Here is an 18,460-nt window from a genome sequence, read left to right as displayed (position 1 = left end):
CCATCCGGTTTCGCGCATGAACGACCTCGATCAACTGGTGGCTGCCGCCCGCGCCGATTTCGATGGTGCCGCCACACCCGCCGAGCTGGAGAACGCCAAGGCTCGCTACCTGGGCAAGTCCGGCCGCGTGACCGAGATGCTCAAGGGCCTGGCCGCCTTGACGGCTGAAGAGAAGAAGTCGCGCGGCGCCGAGATCAATCAAGCCAAGCAAGTCATCGAGGCCGCCCTCACCGCCAGCCGGGACAAGCTCGCCGCTGCCGAACTCGAAGCCCAGCTGAAGGCCGAGTCGCTGGATGTCACCTTGCCGGGTCGCCAGCGCGGTGCCGGCGGGCTGCATCCGGTGTCCCGCACGATGGAGCGCATCGAATCGATCTTCGGTTCGATGGGTTTCGATGTCGCGGACGGGCCGGAAATCGAGACGGACTGGATGAGCTTCACGGCGTTGAACAACCCCGAGAACCACCCGGCGCGGTCGATGCAGGACACCTTCTACGTCGACATGAAGGACGATGGCGGACGCTGGCTCAACCTGCGCCCGCACACCAGCCCGATGCAGGTGCGCTACGCGCGCGCCCACGCGGCGCGCCACGCCGAGGCCCTGGCGCGCGGCGAGGCCATGCCGGAGATCCGCGTCATCGCGCCGGGTCGCACCTACCGCGTGGACAGCGACGCGACCCACTCGCCCATGTTCCACCAGTGCGAGGGCCTGTGGATCGGCGAGAACGTCAGCTTCAAGGACCTGAAGGCGGTCTTCTCCGACTTTTTCCGGAACTTCTTCGAGACCGACGACCTGTCGATCCGCTTCCGGCCCTCGTTCTTCCCCTTCACCGAGCCTTCGGCCGAGGTCGACATCGCGTTTGCCCACGGGCCGCTGAAGGGTCGCTGGCTGGAAGTCGCCGGCTCCGGGCAGGTCCATCCGAACGTGGTGCGCAACTTCGGACTCGATCCCGAGCGCTACATCGGCTTCGCCTTCGGCATGGGGCCGGACCGGCTCACGATGCTGCGCTACGGCGTGAACGACCTGCGCCTGTTCTTCGACGGCGATTTGCGCTTCCTGTCGCAGTTCCAGTAAGAGCGCATCACTGCGCTGCCGCCCCGAGCACCAACGCCCGAAATCGTTTCCCATGCAATTCCCTGAATCCTGGTTGCGCGAGTTCTGCAACCCTGCCTTGAGCACCGCCGAGCTGGCTGACCTGCTGACCATGTCCGGCATGGAGGTCGAGGCGCTGGAGCCGGTGGCGCCCCCGTTCAGCGGCATCGTGGTGGCCGAGATCGTCGAGGCCGACCAGCATCCCAATGCCGACCGGCTGCGCGTTTGTCGCGTGGACGCCGGGCCGCACAGCAAGGATGGCCTGCTGCAGATCGTCTGCGGTGCGCCGAACGCGCGCGCGGGGATCCGCGTGCCGTTGGCGCTGGTGGGGGCCAAGCTGCCCCCCGGCGAGGACGGGCAGCCCTTCGAGATCAAGGTCGGCAAGCTTCGCGGGGTGGAAAGCTTCGGCATGCTGTGCTCGGCCCGCGAGCTCAAGCTGTCAACCGATCACGGCGGCCTGCTGGAACTGGCGGCAGATGCTCCCGTGGGGCAGGACATCCGCGAGCACCTGAAGCTCGACGACACGCTGTTCACGCTGAAGCTGACGCCCAACCTCGCGCACGGGCTGTCCGTGTACGGCATCGCGCGAGAAGTCTCGGCCCTGACGGGTACGCCGCTGAAGGTGCCGCATTTCGCCGCCGTATCGCCCGAGCATGACCAGCGCCTGGCGGTGAAGGTCGAGGCGGGCGACCTTTGCGGCCGCTTTTCCGGCCGTGTCGTGCGGGGCGTGAATCCGAAGGCCGTGACGCCGGCGTGGATGGTGGATCGCCTGGCCCGTTGCGGTCAGCGCAGCGTCTCGCCGCTCGTGGACATTTCCAACTACGTGATGTTCGAGTTCGGGCGGCCCTCGCACATCTTCGACCTGGACAAGATCCACGGCGGACTGACGGTGCGTTGGGGCCGGGCCGGCGAGAGCCTGAAGCTGCTCAATGGCAGCACGATCGAGCTGGACGAAAAGGTCGGCGTGATCGCCGACGACGTCCAGGTCGAGTCCCTGGCCGGCATCATGGGCGGCGATTCGACGGCCGTGTCGGACGACACCCGCAACATCTACATCGAAGCCGCCTTCTGGTGGCCTGACGCCGTGGCCGGCCGTTCGCGCCGCTACACGTTCTCGACCGATGCCGGCCACCGCTTCGAGCGTGGCGTCGATCCGGCGCTGACGGTCGAACACATCGAGCACATCACCCGCCTGGTGCAGGACATCTGCGGCGGCGAAGCCGGCCCCATGACCGACTGGCAAGGCGCATTGCCGCAGGCCAGGCCGGTCACCTTGAGGGTCGCGCGGGCCGCCAAGGTGATCGGCATGCCGGTCACGCAGGAGGAATGCGCCGGCGTGCTGCGCCGACTGGGTCTGGCGTTCACCGAAGGCGAGGGCGTGCTGACGGTGACGCCCCCGAGCTGGCGCTTCGACATCGCGATCGAGGAAGACCTGATCGAGGAGGTGGCGCGGGTGCTGGGCTACGAACGCCTGCCTTCGACGCCGCCGCTGGCGCCCGTGAGGGCGCGCGTGCGGTCGGAAGCCCAGCGCAGCCCTCACCAAGTGCGGCACGCCCTCGCCGCCCTGGGCTACCAGGAGACGATCAACTTCAGTTTCGTGGAGGCTCGCTGGGAGGAGGAACTGGCGGGCAACGCGGATCCGATTCGCGTGCTGAACCCGATCGCGGCGCCCCTTTCGGTCATGCGTTCCAGCCTCGTCGGCAGCCTGATCAACGTGCTGCGCTACAACCTCTCGCGCAAGGCCGCACGGGTGCGTGTCTTCGAGCTCGGCCGGGTGTTCCGCCGCGATGCGAGCGTGGCGGCGGACGACGGCACGGTCCAGGGCATTGCCCAGCCGCAGCGGGTCGGTGGCCTGGCATACGGGCCGGTCGCCACCCTGCAATGGGGGCAGAGCGACAAGCCGGCGGACTTCTTCGACATCAAGGGCGACGTCGAAGCGCTTCTGGCGCCGCGTCGGGCGCGGTACCTGGCTGCCGAGCACCCTGCGATGCACCCGGGCCGTTGCGCGGCAATCGAGCTGGACGGGCAGGTGATAGGGCATGTGGGCGAACTGCACCCGAAGTGGCGGCAGGCCTATGAACTGCCGCAGGCTCCGATGCTGTTCGAACTCGACCTGGCCGCGGTGCAGCGCAGGGATGTGCCTTTGGCGCAACCCGTGGCGCGTCAGCAGGCAGTTCATCGTGACCTCGCCCTGGTGGTCTCCGAGCGGGTCACGCACGAAGAGTTGATGGCCACGTTGAGTGCCGATGAGGCCGGCCTCGTGCGTCGCGCGACGCTGTTCGACATCTACAGGCCCGCCGCTGAAACGGTCGACATTCCAGCCGGCCACCGCAGCATGGCGGTACGGCTGGAACTGCTGGACGACGCGGCGACGCTCACCGAGGAACGGATCGAATCCGTGGTCTCGCAGGCCGTGGCGCGTGCGCAGTCCGCTCATGGTGCGCGGCTGCGCGCATGAACGCCGGACCCAACATGGCCCACGAACTTCCCGCCGAACCGACGGAGCCGGTTGAGTCGACCGAGCCTTCGGCCGCCTTGGACCGCGTGATCCTGCCGTCCCTCGAGACGCCCACGCTGACGAAGGCCGAGCTGGCCGAACTCCTCTTCGAGCGCCTGGGACTCAACAAGCGAGAGTCCAAGGACATGGTCGAGGCCTTCTTCGAGATCGTGAACGCAGCGCTCGTGCAAGGCACCGACGTCAAGCTCTCGGGCTTCGGCAATTTCGCCATCCGCCGCAAGGCTCCGCGCCCCGGCCGCAATCCGCGCACCGGTGAACCCATTCCGATCAAGGCACGAAACGTCGTGACTTTCCACGCAAGTCACAAGTTGAAAGCAATTGTTCAGGGCGACGTGCCCCCGGCGGAGGAGTTCGAGTAGAGTCTGAGCACTTCGCCGAAGCGCTTTGATTTCACAGGCTGAATTCCATGGACTCCGGGGCCTCCCGTTTGCCCGCCATTCCCGCCAAGCGCTACTTCACGATCGGTGAGGTGAGCGAGCTGTGCGGCGTCAAGCCGTACGTGCTGCGGTACTGGGAACAGGAGTTCACCCAGCTCAAGCCCATGAAGCGCCGGGGCAACCGGCGCTATTACCAGCACCACGAGGTCCTGCTGATCCGGCGTATCCGCGATCTGCTGTACGACCAGGGTTTCACCATCAGTGGCGCTCGCAATCGCTTGTCGGAAGCTCCGACGCCGGAGATCCACGTCGAAGACCAGCCTGTCACATCGCCAGCGCCTCACGCGGCCGTGGCGATGGCCGCACTGAACCATCACGGCGCCACGGCCGAGCTGCGCCTGCCGGTGCTGCCCGTCAACCCTAGCGTCGAGCAGATGCGCGACGAATTGTTGGCGATTCGCGACCTGCTCGAGATCTGACGCCGGCAGCGGCTATACTGCGAGCTTCGTCGGGGTGTAGCGCAGCCTGGTAGCGCACTTGCATGGGGTGCAAGGGGTCGCGAGTTCGAATCCCGCCACCCCGACCAACCAACAACAACGGGTTAGCAGCCAAGCGCTGCTAGCCCGTTTGTCTTTCCCGCGCATGTTCACGAGCCGCCAGTTCATCACCGCCGAGTCAGGCTTCGATTCGGCGCGCCACGTCCCTGGCTTGCCGCTCGCCCACCCCAGTCGGGGCCTGCATGGCCATGGCTTTCGAGCGCACGTGCGAGCCCTTCTGCCGGCCGGGTGGGCTTCATTTCCCGGGGCCGAGTCCCACGAGTTGGCCGAACACCTCCGGGCGGCCGTCGCTCCCCTGGACAAGGTGCTGCTGAACGACCGCGTGGCCGATCCTGGCGACGTGTCGCTGGGGCGCTGGATCCTCGCGAGAGCCGAACTGCCACCGCTTGTACAACTGGGTGTTCGCAGCAGCTCCGCGAGCGGCGTGGAGCTGGGGGCCGGGGGCGAGGCCTGGGTCTGGCGCCGCTATGCCTTCCAGTCTGCGCATCGCCTGCCATACGTCGCGCTGGGACACAAATGCGGCCGCATGCACGGCCATGGTTTCGAGGCGGTGGTGATGGCCCGCATGGGTGATGGAGAGTCTTCCCACCTGGCCGCTGATCGGCTCGACGAGCACTGGGCGCCGCTGCATCACGCCTTGAACTATGCGTGCCTGAATGAGCTGCCCGGGTTGGAGAACCCGACGAGCGAGATCCTCTCGCGCTGGATCTGGGATCGCCTGTGCACACCAGTGCAAGGCCTGGCCTCGGTCAAGGTCTACGAGACTGCCTCATGCGGCGCGCACTACGATGGACAGGTCCATCGCATCTGGAAGGATTTCCACATCGACAGCGCCCTGCGGCTGCGCCACGCCCCAGAGGGCCATCCGCTGGCGCGTCTGCATGGCCACACCTGGACGCTGCGCCTGCATGTGTGTGCGCCGCTGGATGCGTTGCGCGGCTGGGCGCTCGACTTCGGCGAAGTGAAGGAGAAGTTCCGGCCGGTGTTCAAGGCGCTGGATCACCACGCCTTGCACGAACACCTGCCCGACCTGCCCGATTGCGATCCGGCCACCGTCTCGTCCTGGGTCCTGGCGCAGGCTCGCACCGTGCTGCCGGCCGTCGATCGGGTCGACCTGTTCGACAGCAACGGCGTCGGCGCCATCGCGTGTGCCGGTGAAGTCCTTCCCCGTCCCGGGCTTTGAGCATTCGGCGATGACCTACTCGGTGAAGGAAATCTTCTACACGCTGCAAGGCGAGGGCGCCCAGACCGGGCGCGCGGCCGTCTTCTGCCGCTTTGCCGGCTGCAACCTGTGGAGCGGCCGCGAGGCCGATCGGGCCAGCGCGACCTGCCGCTTCTGCGACACCGATTTCGTCGGCACCAATGGCATCGGCGGTGGCAAATTCGAAAGCGCCGAAGCCCTGGCCGCCGCGGTGGCGTCGACCTGGCGGGCGCCCCCGGATGCCGGTGGCCGACCGATGGTGGTCTGCACCGGGGGCGAGCCCTTGCTGCAGCTGGATGAAGAGCTGGTGGCCGCCTTCCACGCGCACGGTTTCGAGGTGGCCGTCGAGACCAACGGTACCCAGCCGGCGCCGAAAGGCCTGGACTGGATCTGCGTCAGTCCCAAGGCCGACGCGCCACTCGTGTTGACGGCCGGCGATGAACTGAAGCTGGTCTATCCCCAGACGCAGGCCTTGCCCGAGCGGTTCTCGAAGATGGCGTTCAGGCACTTCTTCCTGCAACCGATGGATGGGCCGCAGCGAGCGCAGAACACGCAGCTGGCGATCGACTACTGCATGAGTCACCCGCAGTGGCGCCTGGGCATCCAGACGCACAAGGTGGTCGGCATCGACTGAGTCGGGCTCAGTCGCTCGGCTCGTCGTCCATCGGGTCCAGCAGGAAGAAGTTCGGCCGGATGCGGCCGCGCAGGCGCACCTGCTGACCTTCGAGCGCCTCGAGCACGGGATCCCGCATGGCATTGCCCCCTGGGCGCCGCAGGACGCGATAGCTGCCGTCGGCCAGCACGAGCACCATGCCTTCGTGGGCGCTCTTGCTGCCTTGCCCGAGCGGGCGTTTCTCGACGCGGCCTTCGAGCACCACGCGGTCGTCATCAGCGGGAATGGAGGCGGCGCACATGCAGCAATTGACCTTCTTCCTCGGTGGCCACGATGGCCACCAGTCGAACCACGCGCTGCTCGGCCTCGATGACCGGGCGGCGCCCCTTGATCACGTGCACGCGGCGTGCGTGCCCCGATGACGCATCGCGTCCTCGCGGGCGGATCTCGAAACTCAGGTGGACCAGATCTTCGCGCAGCCCCGACTCGCGTCTCAACGCCTCGAGCACGGAGGCGACCTTGTCGGCCGGAGCGCGATCGCTTGCCTTCAGCGCCGGCAGCGACTTGCCGAGGTTGCGCCCTTCGCGCTCCAGCCGTTCACGGCGCAGGTTGCGCACGGTGCGATCCTGGCTGCCGGCGAAGGCCTTGCGGAAGGCCTTGGTCTGGGTCAGCGAATGGGCGCTCATGGCCACCGGCTGGGCCGACGGATCGCCCAGGAGGTAGAACTGCATCAGCGTCTTGAGGTCGTAGGGGTCGAGATGGGTGCGGGCGCCGGCGAACTTCTGCCTTGCCTCGAGCGTGGCACGGCCCAGCGAGGAGCCGCCCAGCACCTGCTGGATGAAGTACTGGCAGATCAGGTCGGCGGCCCCGTTGCCTTCGCAGGGGCCATACGCGATCGTCGTGCTGCCGAACACGCCGGCGGCACCGTCTTCCAGGTAGGCCAGCGCGATGCCCTTTTCGCCGCCGGCATCGGCCGGGTCGTACAACTGCGCGCCATAACAGCATTCGGCGGCGACGACGGTGCCAGCGCTCACCTTGCCGGCCAGCAGCCTGGCGCGATGGGCGACCGGGAATTCCTCGACATCGGGCGGCTGGCCGTAGTACTCGGGCGCGCTGTCGCCGCCGTGGCAGTTGATGAAGTGGATTCGCGGCGCCAGCTGGCGAGCACCCCAACGCGGACCGCGCGGCGGCGAGGTCAGCAGGTCGTCCGCGTGGCCGAAGGTGTTGGTCAGGCTCAGGGCGGTCGATTTCTCCCACGCCTGGGCGCTCAGGCCGAAGCTGCCCTGGTAGTCGGCCCGGGGACGAGGCTTGGCGCGGGCCGCCGCGTTGATCAGTCGTGTGAGCAGCATGGGCTGGCGGGCGCCTATCAGGTCCGGCAGCCGTCCGACCACGCGCGTCGGGCCGAGGAAGCGATTGGCATCGGTTCCGTAGGGCGCCTCGCAGGCGTAGGGCAGGTCGCTGGGCACGTGGCGGTCTCCATCGCCGTCCGCTCCGCTGTAGGCCGGATTGACGATCGGAACCATGGGCATCACGTCGGGCCCCCCCAGCAGGACGATGTAGTGCGGCTGCAGCACGGCGGCGATTCGATCGATGGCCGCCTTGACGGCACGTGCATCGGGTATCGCCGGCGCCGGGCCTCCATAGGGCGCCATGGCGGCCGCGGCGTCCAGATGGATCACCTCGGTGGCGAGGCCCCGGCGCTTGTCGGCAGACACGAGGGCGCGCAATGCTCTTGCGATCCGTGCCATTCCCTCGTCGCCATACTTGGACAGCAAAGCCGCCTGCATCGCGAGCACGACCTTGTCGATCGCCATCGGAGCCTCCGTGCCATGGGGTAGGGAAGTCGATTGTGGGGGTCGCGGCCCGTGGCGTGCAATCTTTGCGTCAGGTGATGTGCCGCCAGGCGATCGGTCAGGCGGCGTCGGTGCCGGCCGGGGGCCCGGCCGCGGGCCGGAGTTCATCGACACGAAGCCCTTCCTTCAGCAGCGCGTGGCGCAGCCAATCGGGGTGCGCGCCCTGTCCGTCCCAGGTTTCGCCCGACACGGGGTGACGGTATTTGACCGGCAAGGGACCGAGCGGTGGAGAAGGTATCTCAGGCTCGGGCGTCGGGGCCGTGAGGTCATCTACCGTGATGCCCCAGAATTCCATCAGGGCCTCGATTCGGGCCAATACGGCCGCACGCTCGCGCTTGCTCAATGCGGCAGGCCTGGCAGACGAATCGGCCCAGATTTCGTTGGCATCCGGAACCTCGGGTGCGTTCGATGAGGGATCTTGGTCAGGCATCGGTGGCCAGTGCAGGGCGCGATGGCGGAGCCCCTGGCACGATCATAGGGCCCGAAACGACCGCGGCCGCCAGGGGTGGCGGCCGCGGGCCTTGGATCAGGACTGGGTGGCGTCCAATTCCTTGCAGGATGGCGAACACACTGCCTGTGCCTTGCCCAGCAGCTTGCGGGACTTCAGCTGAGCGCGCGGGCGGTGCTTGCCACAGAGAAAACACGACATGGTGGCGGCGCCGAAGGCGCCTGTCGCGGAAAAGGGCGAACCCGCCACTTTCGAGCGGTAACGCAAACCTCCTGCGTCGATGGAGGTCTTGGGGTCATCCTTGGCCAGGGTAAGCTCCTTTGACTGACAGAATCAAAACGACGAGCGGGTGTCGCATTCCCTCGAATCGTCTTGAATTCGCCGAGGGGGATGCGTTGGCTCCGCCAACGCGACATTATCGCCGATCGGGCAAGTCCGAGCTGGGCCAGGTGTCACCTTCCCTCGAAGGCCACGAATCGGGCGCAGATAATGCGCCGTTTGCCCCACCTCATGCCGATGTCTCGCCGCCCGTCCAAGACGACCGCTGACCATGTTTCGCCCTGCGAAGTGCAGAGGTCTGCGGTCGCGTGAGCCCGCAGCGCATCCTCGTCGTGCGCCTGAGCGCCATCGGCGACGTGGTGATGGCCTCCGGGCTCATCCCGGCGTTGCGCGCGGCGTGGCCGCAGGCACGGATCGACTGGCTGACCGAGCCGGCCACGGTGCCCTTGCTGCGCCACCATCCGGACCTGAACGAGGTCATCACCTGGCCGCGTGCCGAGTGGCAGCGTCTTTGGCGTGAAAGGCGACTGGCCTCGTTGTGGAGTGCCATCCGGCGCTTTCGTGCCGACTTGCGGGGACGCCGCTTCGACCTCGTGCTCGACGCCCAGGGGCTGCTGAAGAGCGGACTGCTGGCGTGGATGACGGGCGCACCGCGAAGGGTGGGCCTGCTGTCGCGCGAAGGCAGCCAATGGCTGATGACCGAGCGTGTCGGCGCGCCGCCGGGCGATGACCCGCGGATGAGTCACGAGTACCGCGACCTGGCGGACTACCTCGGCGCACCCGCCGGCAGCTTCAGGCTGGCCCTTGCGGTGGGGGACGCGCCGCGCCAGGTCGCCCGCGCCGCCCTGGCCGAGGCGGGCATTCCCGCCGCGCCGGCAGGCCGGTACGTCGTCCTGGCCCCTTTCACCACCCGGCCCCAGAAGCATTGGTTCGAGGACCGGTGGTCCGGCCTGGCGGGCGCCGTTCGGGCGGAGGGCTTGATCCCCGTGCTTCTGGGCGGGCCGGGCGACCGCGAGGCCTCGGAGCGCATCGCGGCGGGGAACCCTTCGATCGTCAATCTGGCGGGCCGGCTCAAGCTGGACGAGACGGTGGCGGCGATCGCGGATGCCTGCCTGCTCGTGGGCGTGGATACCGGCTTGACCCACATGGGCACGGCGCTGAACGTCCCGACCGTCGCTCTCTTCGGCTCCACGCGCCCCTACCTGGACGCCTTGTCCCCGCGCACCGCCGTCCTGTACCAGGCGCTGGATTGCTCGCCGTGCAGGCGCCATCCGACCTGCGGTGGCGCCTATCACTGCATGCGTCATTGGACGGTGGATCTGGTCATGGCGGCCGCGCGTCGGCTGATCCCGGCCGCCGGCGGCAGATGAAAGTCCTGCACGTCGAAGCCGGGATGCACCTGTACGGCGGCGCCCTGCAGGTCGTCTTCCTGATGCGAGGACTGGCCGCCCGAGGGGTCGACGTGGCGCTGGCCTGCCCACGCGACAGTGCCATCGCCTCGGCCGTGCGCGAGTTGCGACTGCCGGTGCACGAGATTGCCATGCGGGGCGACGCCGATGTCGGCCTTGTGCCGAGGCTCAAGCGCTTGCTCCGCACCGTTCAGCCGGACCTGTTGCATCTTCACAGCCGGCGCGGCTGCGACACCTGGGGCGCGATCGCAGGCCGCCTGCATGGCGTGCCGGTCGTGCTGAGCCGCCGCGTGGACAACCCCGAGCCCCGCTGGTGGGCGGCGCTGAAGTACCGGCTGCCCGGCCACGTCGTCACCATCTCGCAGGGCATCAGGGACGTGCTGCTCGCCGAAGGCGTGCCGCCCGCCCGCCTCAGTTGCGTGCCGAGCGCGGTCGACACGACCCAGTACCGGCCGGCTCGCGAGGAGGCGCGCTCCGCGCTGGCTCAGGCCTTCGGCCTGCGGCCCGATGCCCTGGTGATCGGCATGGCCGCCCAGTTCATCGAACGCAAGGGGCACGCGACCCTGCTGGATGCGCTGCCGGAGGTGTTCGCCAGGCACCCGTCGGCACGCGTGCTGCTGTTCGGCCAGGGGCCGCTGGTGGAGTCGGTGCGGGCTCGAATCGATGCCGAGCCTGCGCTGCGGGAGCGGGTCCAGCTGACGGGCTTCCGGGACGACCTCGACCGCCTGCTGCCCGGGCTCGATCTCCTGGCCCACCCGGCGTTCATGGAGGGCCTGGGCGTGGCGCTGCTGCAGGCCGCGGCCTGCGGCGTGCCCATCGTCGGCGGGCGGGCCGGTGGCATACCGGAGATCGTTCAGCCGGGCCTCAACGGAGAGCTGGTCGAACCGGGGGATGCGGTCGGGCTGGCCACGGCACTGAACAGGCTTCTCGACTCCCCTGTGCTGCGTGCGCGCATGGGTGCAGCCGGGCGCGAGTGGGTGGAGCGGCATTTCTCGATCGACGCGATGGTCGAGGGCAACCTGGCCGTCTACCGTGAGTTGCTGGAGCGACGGCGATGATCCACGCGGCCGTCTACTTCGTTGCGTCGCCATTGCACTACCTGGCCGCGAGGCGAGTCGCACTGGACCATGAGGCAGGTGCGCGGCAGGTATTGGTGTGCTATCGCCCGAGCCTGGTGAACATGATCCGGCGGGAAGACTGGGACGCGGTGGTTCTCATGCCGTGGCCACGCTTCGATCCGCTGCCCGGCGCGTTCGGCCGCCTTCGGCGGACCTTGGCCAACCTGTCCGAGGTGGCACGGGCCGTTGGTCCTGCGGACTCGCTGCACCTGCACAGCCCGGTCTACGACACCGAGGCGATCAACTACTTTCTCCATGCCTTGCCGCGGTTGACCGGCGCGGCGCGCTGGCGCGCGCGTATCCTCCCCGACGGCTTGCTGAACCTGCAACGCCATCCGCTGAGCTTCGTCAAGCGACTCGCTCAACATGTGCGTGGCCTGCGCCGCCTGGCCAGCCCGCTGCTGCGCTACACGCCATTCGGCGGCGATCGCATCGGCGCCGATGCGCCCTTTGTCGACCGCGTCTACGTGCTCGACGCGTTTCCGCATCCCTACGACCCGGCCAAGGCCATACGGCTGGCTCCGTTGGTGCAGGGCGCCCCCGGCCGCGCCGCGCCGCGGCGCGCGCTCGTGGTGGGGCAGCCGCTGGTGGCGGTGGGGCTGCTGAGCGAGGCGGAGCGGGCCATCGTGGCCGAGCGTGTCGACGAGTGGCTGGCCGGGATGGGCTTGTCAGAGGTGCATTACAAGGCCCATCCGCGTGAATCGGGGATGGGGGGGCTGAGGCGTCCGCGCTATCAGTCGCTGTCCATCGACGAGCCGCTCGAGGCCTATCTTGCCCGCGAGCCCTACTCAGTCGTCGTGGGCTGCTGCTCCACGGCGCTGTACACCGCGCGCCAGATCTGCGGCGCCGGCACGCGTATCGCCGCCTTCGGCGTGGAGCAGGTTCGCTTCAAGACCCTTGACGCGCGCGACAATGCGCTTTCGCTGATGCGCCAGCTCGACATCGAACTCCATTGAAGCCATGACCGACCAGTTCAGCCTGAACGGCAAGTCCATCCTCATCACCGGCGGCACCGGCTCGTTCGGCAAGCAGTACGTACGCACCATCCTCGCTCACCATCGGCCCAAGCGCGTCGTCGTCTATTCGCGCGACGAGCTCAAGCAGTTCGAGATGCAGCAGGAGTTCACCGCCCCGGAGATGAGGTGGTTCCTCGGCGATGTGCGCGACGCCGAGCGCATGAAGCAGGCGATGCGAGGCATAGACGTCGTGATCCACGCCGCCGCGCTGAAGCAGGTGCCTGCAGCCGAGTACAACCCGATGGAATGCATCAAGACGAACGTGCACGGCGCCGAGAACGTGATCCTCGCGGCACTGGAGAACAACGTCGACAAGGTCATCGCGCTGTCGACCGACAAGGCAGCCAATCCGATCAACCTGTATGGCGCGACCAAGCTCGCGTCGGACAAGCTCTTCGTCGCCGCCAACAACATGGTGGGGGACAGGCGCACGCGCTTTTCCGTCGTGCGCTATGGCAACGTGGTCGGCTCGCGCGGCTCGGTCGTGCCGTTCTTCCGCAAGCTGGTGGCCGATGGCGCAAAGGAGCTGCCCATCACGCACCCTGACATGACCCGCTTCTGGATCACGCTCCAGGGCGGGGTGGACCTGGTGCTGAAATGCTTCCACCGGATGCACGGCGGCGAGATCTACGTCCCACGCATCCCTTCGATCCGCATCACCGACCTGGCTCATGCGATCGCGCCCGAGCTCCCGACCCGGGTCATCGGGATCCGCCCCGGAGAGAAGCTGCACGAGATCATGTGCCCGGCCGACGACTCGCACCTCACGCTGGCGTTCGCCGACCACTACGTCATCGGTCCGAGCATCCGCTTTCACGATGCCGAGATCGACTACAGCACGAACAGGCTCGGCGAGACCGGCACGCCGGTGCCCATGGGCTTCGAATACAACTCGGGCAACAACGCGCACTTCCTTGATGTCGAGGGCATCCGGGCCATGAACGTGGAGGCGGGTGCATGATCCCGTATGGCCGGCAGGATGTGACCGAGGCCGACATCGCCGCGGTCAGCGTAGTGCTGCGTTCCGACTTCCTGACGCAAGGCCCGGAGGTTCCGCGCTTCGAGGCCGCGCTGGCCGAAGCCTGTGGTGCGAAACACGCCGTCGCGGTGAACAGCGCCACCTCGGCGCTGCACATAGCCTGCATGGCCTTGGGCCTGGGGCCGGCAGACCTGCTGTGGACGTCGCCCAACACCTTTGTCGCCTCCGCCAACTGTGGCCGCTATTGCGGTGCCGAGGTCGATTTCGTCGACGTGGAGCCTGAGACCGGCAACATGAGCGCCGAGGCCCTGCAGGAGAAGCTCCAACAAGCTGCCGCTGCCGGGCGCCTGCCCAAGGTCGTCGTTCCTGTGCACTTCGCCGGCCACAGCTGCGACATGGCGGCCATCCACGCCTTGGGGCAGCGCTACGGCTTTCGCATCATCGAGGATGCTTCGCACGCGGTGGGCGGTCGCTATCGTGGTGAGCCGGTGGGCAACTGCCGCTACAGCGACATCACCGTGCTGAGCTTCCACCCCGTCAAGATCGTGACCACCGCCGAGGGCGGTGCCGCATTGACTCAGGACGATTCCCTCGCCCAGTCGCTGCAGCGACTGCGCACCCACGGCATCACGCGCGATGCGGCGCAGATGCATGGCGAATCCGAAGGGCCTTGGTGGTACGAGCAAGTCGAGCTCGGCTACAACTACCGGCTGACCGACCTTCATGCGGCGCTGGGCCGCAGCCAGCTCGACCGGCTGCAGGAGTATGTCGAGCGGCGGATCGAGCTCGTGCAGCGCTACGACGAGCTGCTGGCCGGCCTGCCGTTGAAGCGGCCGGGCCGGCGGCAGGACACGCGCTCGGCCTGGCACCTGTACGTGATCCGCGTCGACGAGGCCGCCGGTGCGCCCCCCCGACGCGTGGTCTTCGACCGGCTCCGCGCGGCCGGCATCGGCGTCAACGTGCACTACATCCCGGTGCATTGGCAGCCTTACTACCGCGCGCTGGGTTTCCGGCGCGGGGACTTCCCGCAGGCCGAGGCGCACTACGCGGATGCCATCAGCCTGCCTATGTTCCCGCTGCTGAGCGAAGCCGCCCAGGACGAGGTGGTCGCCGCGGTGCGTGCGGCGCTGGCTGCCTGAGGTCCTTGCGCGATGAAGCGGTTGGCCGTGATACCCGCCCGAGGCGGCAGCAAGCGCATCCCGCGCAAGAACCTGCGCGAGTTCGCGGGCCGGCCGATCATCGCCCACTCGATCCAGGCGGCGCGCGACAGCGGCTTGTTCGACGTGGTGCTGGTCTCGACCGACGACGAGGAGATCGCCTCTGTCGCGCGAGCCCAGGGTGCGGACGTTCCCTTCCTGCGTCCGAAAGCACTCGCCGACGACCACACCGGCACCCAGGCGGTCGTCAAGCAGGCGATCGAAGCGGTGGCCGCCTGGCGCTCCAGTCCCGAACAGGTGTGCTGCCTTTATGCCACCGCACCATTCGTGCGCGCGGCGGACCTCGCTGCCGGACTGGCATCGCTGGACACGAGCGGCGCCGACTTCGCCTTCAGCGTGACGAGCTTCGCCTTCCCCATCCAGCGGGCGCTGCGGCTCGGTGCCGACGGCCGCGTCGGCATGATGTGGCCTGAGCACATGGCGACCCGCTCGCAGGATCTGGAGCATGCCTGGCATGACGCCGGCCAGTTCTACTGGGGCCGGGCCGAAGCGTTCCTCGCAGGTGTGCCGCTGTATTCGAACGCAGCCGTCGCCGTGCCGTTGCCGCGCCACCGCGTGCAGGACATCGACACCGAAGAGGACTGGCGCCGGGCCGAGTTGATGTTCCAGGTGCTGCAGGCCGAAGGATGAAGGTCGCGTTTCGCGTCGACGCGAGCGAGCGCATCGGCTCGGGCCACCTGGTGCGATGCGCGACGCTGGCGGATGCGCTGCGGCAGCGGGGTGCAGAGGTCCTGTTCCTGTGCCGCGCCCTCCCGCCCGCTTGGGGCGAGTGGCTGGCCAGCCAAGGGTGGCCATGGGCGGATCTGGGGCCGGCCTCGAAGACGTGCTCGGCCGAGGCGGGCGACCCCGGTCATGCGCATTGGCTCGGCACCGACTGGCAGACCGACGCGGCGGAGACGGCGCGAGTGCTCGGGGACGAGCGATGGGATGCATTGGTGGTGGACCACTACGCGCTCGATGCACGCTGGGAGCGCCGATTGCGCGCGAACGCACTGCGACTGCTGGCGATCGACGACCTCGCGGACCGGACCCACGACGTCGACCTGCTGCTCGATCCGAACCTCTACGACGACATGGCGCACCGCTACGTCGGCCTGGTGCCCCCCGGCACCCGTCAGTTGCTGGGCCCGCGCTTCGCGTTGCTTCGACCGGAGTTCGCAGCAGCACGCCAGGCCATGGCACCGCGGGGCGACGAGGTGAAGCGGGTGCTGGTCTTCTTCGGCGGTTTCGACGCCCGCAACGCGACGGGCCGCGTGCTCGAAGCGCTCGACGAATTGCGTCGATCCGGCATCGCGCCGTTCGCCGTCGATGCAGTGATCGGCGCGTTGCATCCGGCTCGCGAAGCCTTGAGTGCCTTTTGTCGCGGGCGCGAGGGATGGACCTGCCATGTGCAGACCGACCGCATGGCCGAGCTGATGGCGCGGGCCGATGTGGCGGTCGGCGCGGGCGGTGGCGCCACTTGGGAACGGTGTGCGCTCGGCTTGCCGACACTCGCGGTGGCTCAGGCCGACAACCAGGTCGAGCAGGTGGCCACGGCCGCGCGCGCCGGCCTGTTGTGCGCCCCCCAGCTGCGTGACGAAGCCAGCGTGGCCGCCTGGCGCATCCCGATCGAGGCCCTGTGGTTCGATCCTGTGCGCCGTGCGCGGGTGGGCTCTGCCGGCGTTGCGCTCGTCGACGGCCTTGGCGCGCGGCGCGTCGCACAGCACTTGTGTCGCCCGGCACTCACCGTGCGACGGGCCACGGCAGCCGACAGTGCCTTCGTACATTCGGGCCGCAACGCGGAAAGCGTGCGCCGCGTATCGCGCTCCACAACGCCCATCGCCTGGGTCGATCATCAGCGCTGGTACGACTCGGTGCTCGCGGATCGGCGCCGGGAGCTGCTCGTCGGCTGCCTGGGCGAGGAGCCGGTCGGGGTATTGCGTTACGACCTGGACGCCGACGGCCGGCGTGCCGAGGTCTCTCTCTATCTCGCACCGGGCCGCGAGGGCCACGGCCTGGGGCCCGAATTGCTCTGCGCCGCCGAGGCGTGGTTGCGCCGCGAGCGGCCCGAGGTGCGAACGCTGGTGGCCGAGGTTCTTTCCGGCAACCGCGCGTCCATCCATCTTTTCGAGCAGGACGGCTATGCCGCCTGCTCGCAGCATTTCGAGAAGGGCCTGAACCCATGAACCGCAGCCAAGCCACCCTCCGGATCGGCGACCGTGTCGTCGGCCCCGGGCACCGCCCGTTCGTCATTGCCGAGATGTCCGGCAACCACAACCAGTCGCTGGAGCGCGCACTGTCGATCGTGGACGCCGCCGCCAATGCGGGCGCGCATGCGCTGAAGATCCAGACCTACACCGCCGACACGATGACGCTGGACGTGGATGACGACGCCTTCCGCATCACCGATCAGGGCAGCCTCTGGAAGGGCAAGTCGCTGCACAAGCTCTACGACGAGGCGCACACCCCGTGGGAATGGCACCAGCCGATCTTCGAGCGCGCCCGGCAGCGCGGCATGCTCGCCTTCAGCACGCCCTTCGACGAGAGCGCCGTCGATTTCCTGGAGACGCTGGGCGTGCCCTGCTACAAGATCGCGTCGTTCGAGAACACCGACCTCCCGCTGATCCGCCGCGTGGCCAAGACAGGCAAGCCGATGATCGTGTCCACCGGCATGGCTTCGGTGGGCGAGCTGGCCGAGACGGTGGAGGCGATCCGCGGGGCCGGCTGCGAGGATTTCGTGCTGCTCAAGTGCACCAGCACCTACCCCGCGTCGCCCGAGTGCACCAACGTCGCCACGATCCCCCACATGCGGGAACTGTTCGGCTGCCAGGTCGGCCTGTCGGACCACACGATGGGCGTGGGCGTGGCCGTGGCGGCGGTGGCGCTCGGGGCGACGGTGGTGGAGAAGCATTTCACGCTGGCACGCGCCGACGGCGGCGTCGATTCGAGCTTCTCGCTCGAGCCGGCCGAGATGGCCGCGCTCGTCGTCGAGACGGAGCGCGCGTGGCAAGGGCTGGGTCAGGTGAGCTATGGAGTCCAGTCCGCGCAGGAGAAGAAGTCGCTTGCCTTCCGCCGTTCGCTCTACGTCGTGCGCGATCTCGCCGCCGGCGAGGTCCTGACCGCGGACGCGGTGCGCGCAATCCGGCCCGGCTTTGGCCTGCCGCCGAAGCATCAGGAGGCGGTGATCGGCCGGCACGTGCGGCACGCCGTCAAGAGAGGCACGCCTTTGTCCTGGGACCTGCTCGACTAAGGGCGACTCAGCACCTGGTGGACGCAGCCGGCCAGGTCATCGAAGGTGCCGTCGGACGCGACTTCCGCGCCGTCCTCGAGTTCGTGCCCGGAGCGGACGAGGTAGACGCGCCCGACGCCGGCGCTGCGGCCGGCTTGCGCGTCGGCGAGCTTGTCGCCGACGATCAGCGAAGCGGCCAGGTCGAGGTTCAGGTCCCGCGCAGCTCGCAGCAGCATGCCGGGCTGCGGCTTGCGGCATTCGCATGCGATGGCATAGGCGCCCACGCTGCCGCCGGGATGGTGGGGGCAGTGGAAGATGCCCGCAGGAGGACAGCCGGCTCGCTCCATCGCCCTCCGCATCTCCCGCGTCAACGCCTGGTAGTCATCCTCGGTGTAGTACCCCCTTGCAATGCCCGACTGGTTGGTCACGATGACCAAGGCATAGCCCGCTTCGTGCAACCGCCGCATGGCGTCCAGCGCCCCAGGCAGGAACTCGAAATCCTCCCACCGGTGCAGATAGCCGATGTCGCGATTGATGACGCCATCGCGGTCGAGAAAGGCAGCGCGACGTGGCATCT

Annotated in this window: 19 protein-coding genes and 1 tRNA gene; 15 read left to right on the top strand and 5 right to left on the bottom strand. The window is 68.3% G+C overall.

What is annotated here, in order from left to right:
• The first annotated feature begins 16 nt into the window (after positions 1 to 16).
• From pheS to queE, 7 genes are all read left to right on the top strand, one after another.
• Positions 17 to 1,072 (top strand): phenylalanine--tRNA ligase subunit alpha, encoded by a 1,056-nt coding sequence (gene pheS / locus ACS5PM_RS20920; protein ID WP_439389616.1) that lies wholly within the window; start codon positions 17 to 19, stop codon positions 1,070 to 1,072.
• Between the two features lie 52 nt (positions 1,073 to 1,124).
• Positions 1,125 to 3,548: a phenylalanine--tRNA ligase subunit beta gene (gene pheT / locus ACS5PM_RS20915; protein ID WP_439389615.1), complete on the top strand. Its 2,424-nt coding sequence runs from the start codon at positions 1,125 to 1,127 to the stop codon at positions 3,546 to 3,548.
• A gap of 77 nt (positions 3,549 to 3,625) precedes the next feature.
• On the top strand, positions 3,626 to 3,967 hold the full coding sequence (locus tag ACS5PM_RS20910) for an integration host factor subunit alpha (RefSeq protein ID WP_439389614.1): 342 nt from the start codon (positions 3,626 to 3,628) through the stop codon (positions 3,965 to 3,967).
• A 47-nt stretch (positions 3,968 to 4,014) separates the two neighbouring features.
• Positions 4,015 to 4,464, top strand: a complete 450-nt coding sequence (locus ACS5PM_RS20905) for a MerR family transcriptional regulator (protein ID WP_439389613.1) — start codon at positions 4,015 to 4,017, stop codon at positions 4,462 to 4,464.
• Positions 4,465 to 4,494: 30 nt separating this feature from the next.
• A tRNA-Pro gene (locus ACS5PM_RS20900) sits at positions 4,495 to 4,571 on the top strand.
• A 233-nt stretch (positions 4,572 to 4,804) separates the two neighbouring features.
• Positions 4,805 to 5,725 carry a 6-pyruvoyl trahydropterin synthase family protein gene (locus ACS5PM_RS20895; RefSeq protein WP_439389612.1) on the top strand — a complete coding sequence of 307 codons (921 nt, stop codon included), beginning with the start codon at positions 4,805 to 4,807 and terminating at the stop codon, positions 5,723 to 5,725.
• Between the two features lie 10 nt (positions 5,726 to 5,735).
• Positions 5,736 to 6,377: a 7-carboxy-7-deazaguanine synthase gene (queE, locus tag ACS5PM_RS20890; RefSeq protein ID WP_439389611.1), complete on the top strand. Its 642-nt coding sequence runs from the start codon at positions 5,736 to 5,738 to the stop codon at positions 6,375 to 6,377.
• Positions 6,378 to 6,384: 7 nt separating this feature from the next.
• On the opposite strand, the gene ACS5PM_RS20885 is transcribed toward queE, so the two are convergent.
• The 4 genes from ACS5PM_RS20885 to ACS5PM_RS20870 all read right to left on the bottom strand — a co-directional run bounded on the left by ACS5PM_RS20885 (position 6,385) and on the right by ACS5PM_RS20870 (position 8,966).
• Positions 6,385 to 6,657 (bottom strand): hypothetical protein, encoded by a 273-nt coding sequence (locus ACS5PM_RS20885; RefSeq protein WP_439389610.1) that lies wholly within the window; start codon positions 6,655 to 6,657, stop codon positions 6,385 to 6,387.
• Complete coding sequence (locus ACS5PM_RS20880; protein WP_439389609.1) at positions 6,632 to 8,170, bottom strand: hypothetical protein; 1,539 nt, start codon at positions 8,168 to 8,170, stop codon at positions 6,632 to 6,634. Before ACS5PM_RS20880 ends, ACS5PM_RS20885 begins: the two co-directional genes overlap by 26 nt.
• A 97-nt stretch (positions 8,171 to 8,267) precedes the next feature.
• The gene (locus ACS5PM_RS20875) at positions 8,268 to 8,639 is read right to left on the bottom strand and encodes an H-NS histone family protein (RefSeq protein ID WP_439389608.1); all 372 of its coding nucleotides are present in this window, start codon (positions 8,637 to 8,639) and stop codon (positions 8,268 to 8,270) included.
• Positions 8,640 to 8,735: 96 nt separating this feature from the next.
• Positions 8,736 to 8,966 (bottom strand): hypothetical protein, encoded by a 231-nt coding sequence (locus ACS5PM_RS20870; RefSeq protein WP_439389751.1) that lies wholly within the window; start codon positions 8,964 to 8,966, stop codon positions 8,736 to 8,738.
• Between the two features lie 278 nt (positions 8,967 to 9,244).
• On the opposite strand from ACS5PM_RS20870, the gene ACS5PM_RS20865 reads away from it, so the two are divergent.
• From ACS5PM_RS20865 to pseI, 8 genes are read left to right on the top strand one after another with little or no spacing between them, the layout of a single operon-like run.
• Positions 9,245 to 10,306, top strand: a complete 1,062-nt coding sequence (locus tag ACS5PM_RS20865) for a glycosyltransferase family 9 protein (RefSeq protein ID WP_439389607.1) — start codon at positions 9,245 to 9,247, stop codon at positions 10,304 to 10,306.
• Complete coding sequence (locus ACS5PM_RS20860; RefSeq protein ID WP_439389606.1) at positions 10,303 to 11,403, top strand: glycosyltransferase; 1,101 nt, start codon at positions 10,303 to 10,305, stop codon at positions 11,401 to 11,403. The genes ACS5PM_RS20865 and ACS5PM_RS20860 overlap by 4 nt, the downstream gene beginning before the upstream one ends.
• A complete protein-coding gene (locus tag ACS5PM_RS20855; protein WP_439389605.1) occupies positions 11,400 to 12,419 on the top strand; it encodes a polysialyltransferase family glycosyltransferase in 1,020 nt (339 codons plus the stop codon). The genes ACS5PM_RS20860 and ACS5PM_RS20855 overlap by 4 nt, the downstream gene beginning before the upstream one ends.
• A gap of 4 nt (positions 12,420 to 12,423) precedes the next feature.
• Positions 12,424 to 13,440: a UDP-N-acetylglucosamine 4,6-dehydratase (inverting) gene (pseB, locus tag ACS5PM_RS20850; RefSeq protein WP_439389604.1), complete on the top strand. Its 1,017-nt coding sequence runs from the start codon at positions 12,424 to 12,426 to the stop codon at positions 13,438 to 13,440.
• Complete coding sequence (gene pseC, locus ACS5PM_RS20845) at positions 13,437 to 14,597, top strand: UDP-4-amino-4,6-dideoxy-N-acetyl-beta-L-altrosamine transaminase (protein ID WP_439389603.1); 1,161 nt, start codon at positions 13,437 to 13,439, stop codon at positions 14,595 to 14,597. The genes pseB and pseC overlap by 4 nt, the downstream gene beginning before the upstream one ends.
• Before the next feature lie 27 nt (positions 14,598 to 14,624).
• Complete coding sequence (pseF, locus tag ACS5PM_RS20840; protein WP_439389602.1) at positions 14,625 to 15,305, top strand: pseudaminic acid cytidylyltransferase; 681 nt, start codon at positions 14,625 to 14,627, stop codon at positions 15,303 to 15,305.
• Positions 15,302 to 16,840 (top strand): UDP-2,4-diacetamido-2,4,6-trideoxy-beta-L-altropyranose hydrolase, encoded by a 1,539-nt coding sequence (pseG, locus tag ACS5PM_RS20835; protein ID WP_439389601.1) that lies wholly within the window; start codon positions 15,302 to 15,304, stop codon positions 16,838 to 16,840. Before pseF ends, pseG begins: the two co-directional genes overlap by 4 nt.
• Positions 16,837 to 17,904, top strand: a complete 1,068-nt coding sequence (gene pseI / locus ACS5PM_RS20830) for a pseudaminic acid synthase (RefSeq protein WP_439389600.1) — start codon at positions 16,837 to 16,839, stop codon at positions 17,902 to 17,904. The genes pseG and pseI overlap by 4 nt, the downstream gene beginning before the upstream one ends.
• Here the strand turns inward: pseI and gmhB are convergent.
• The gene (gmhB, locus tag ACS5PM_RS20825) at positions 17,901 to 18,458 is read right to left on the bottom strand and encodes a D-glycero-beta-D-manno-heptose 1,7-bisphosphate 7-phosphatase (protein WP_439389599.1); all 558 of its coding nucleotides are present in this window, start codon (positions 18,456 to 18,458) and stop codon (positions 17,901 to 17,903) included. The two genes, pseI and gmhB, sit on opposite strands and share 4 nt — an antisense overlap.
• Between the last annotated feature and the right edge of the window lie 2 nt (positions 18,459 to 18,460).

The sequence above is a fragment of the Ideonella flava genome (genome assembly GCF_051857595.1).
Taxonomy (GTDB): domain Bacteria; phylum Pseudomonadota; class Gammaproteobacteria; order Burkholderiales; family Burkholderiaceae_C; genus Ideonella.
This window is presented reverse-complemented; position numbering and strand designations above follow the sequence as displayed.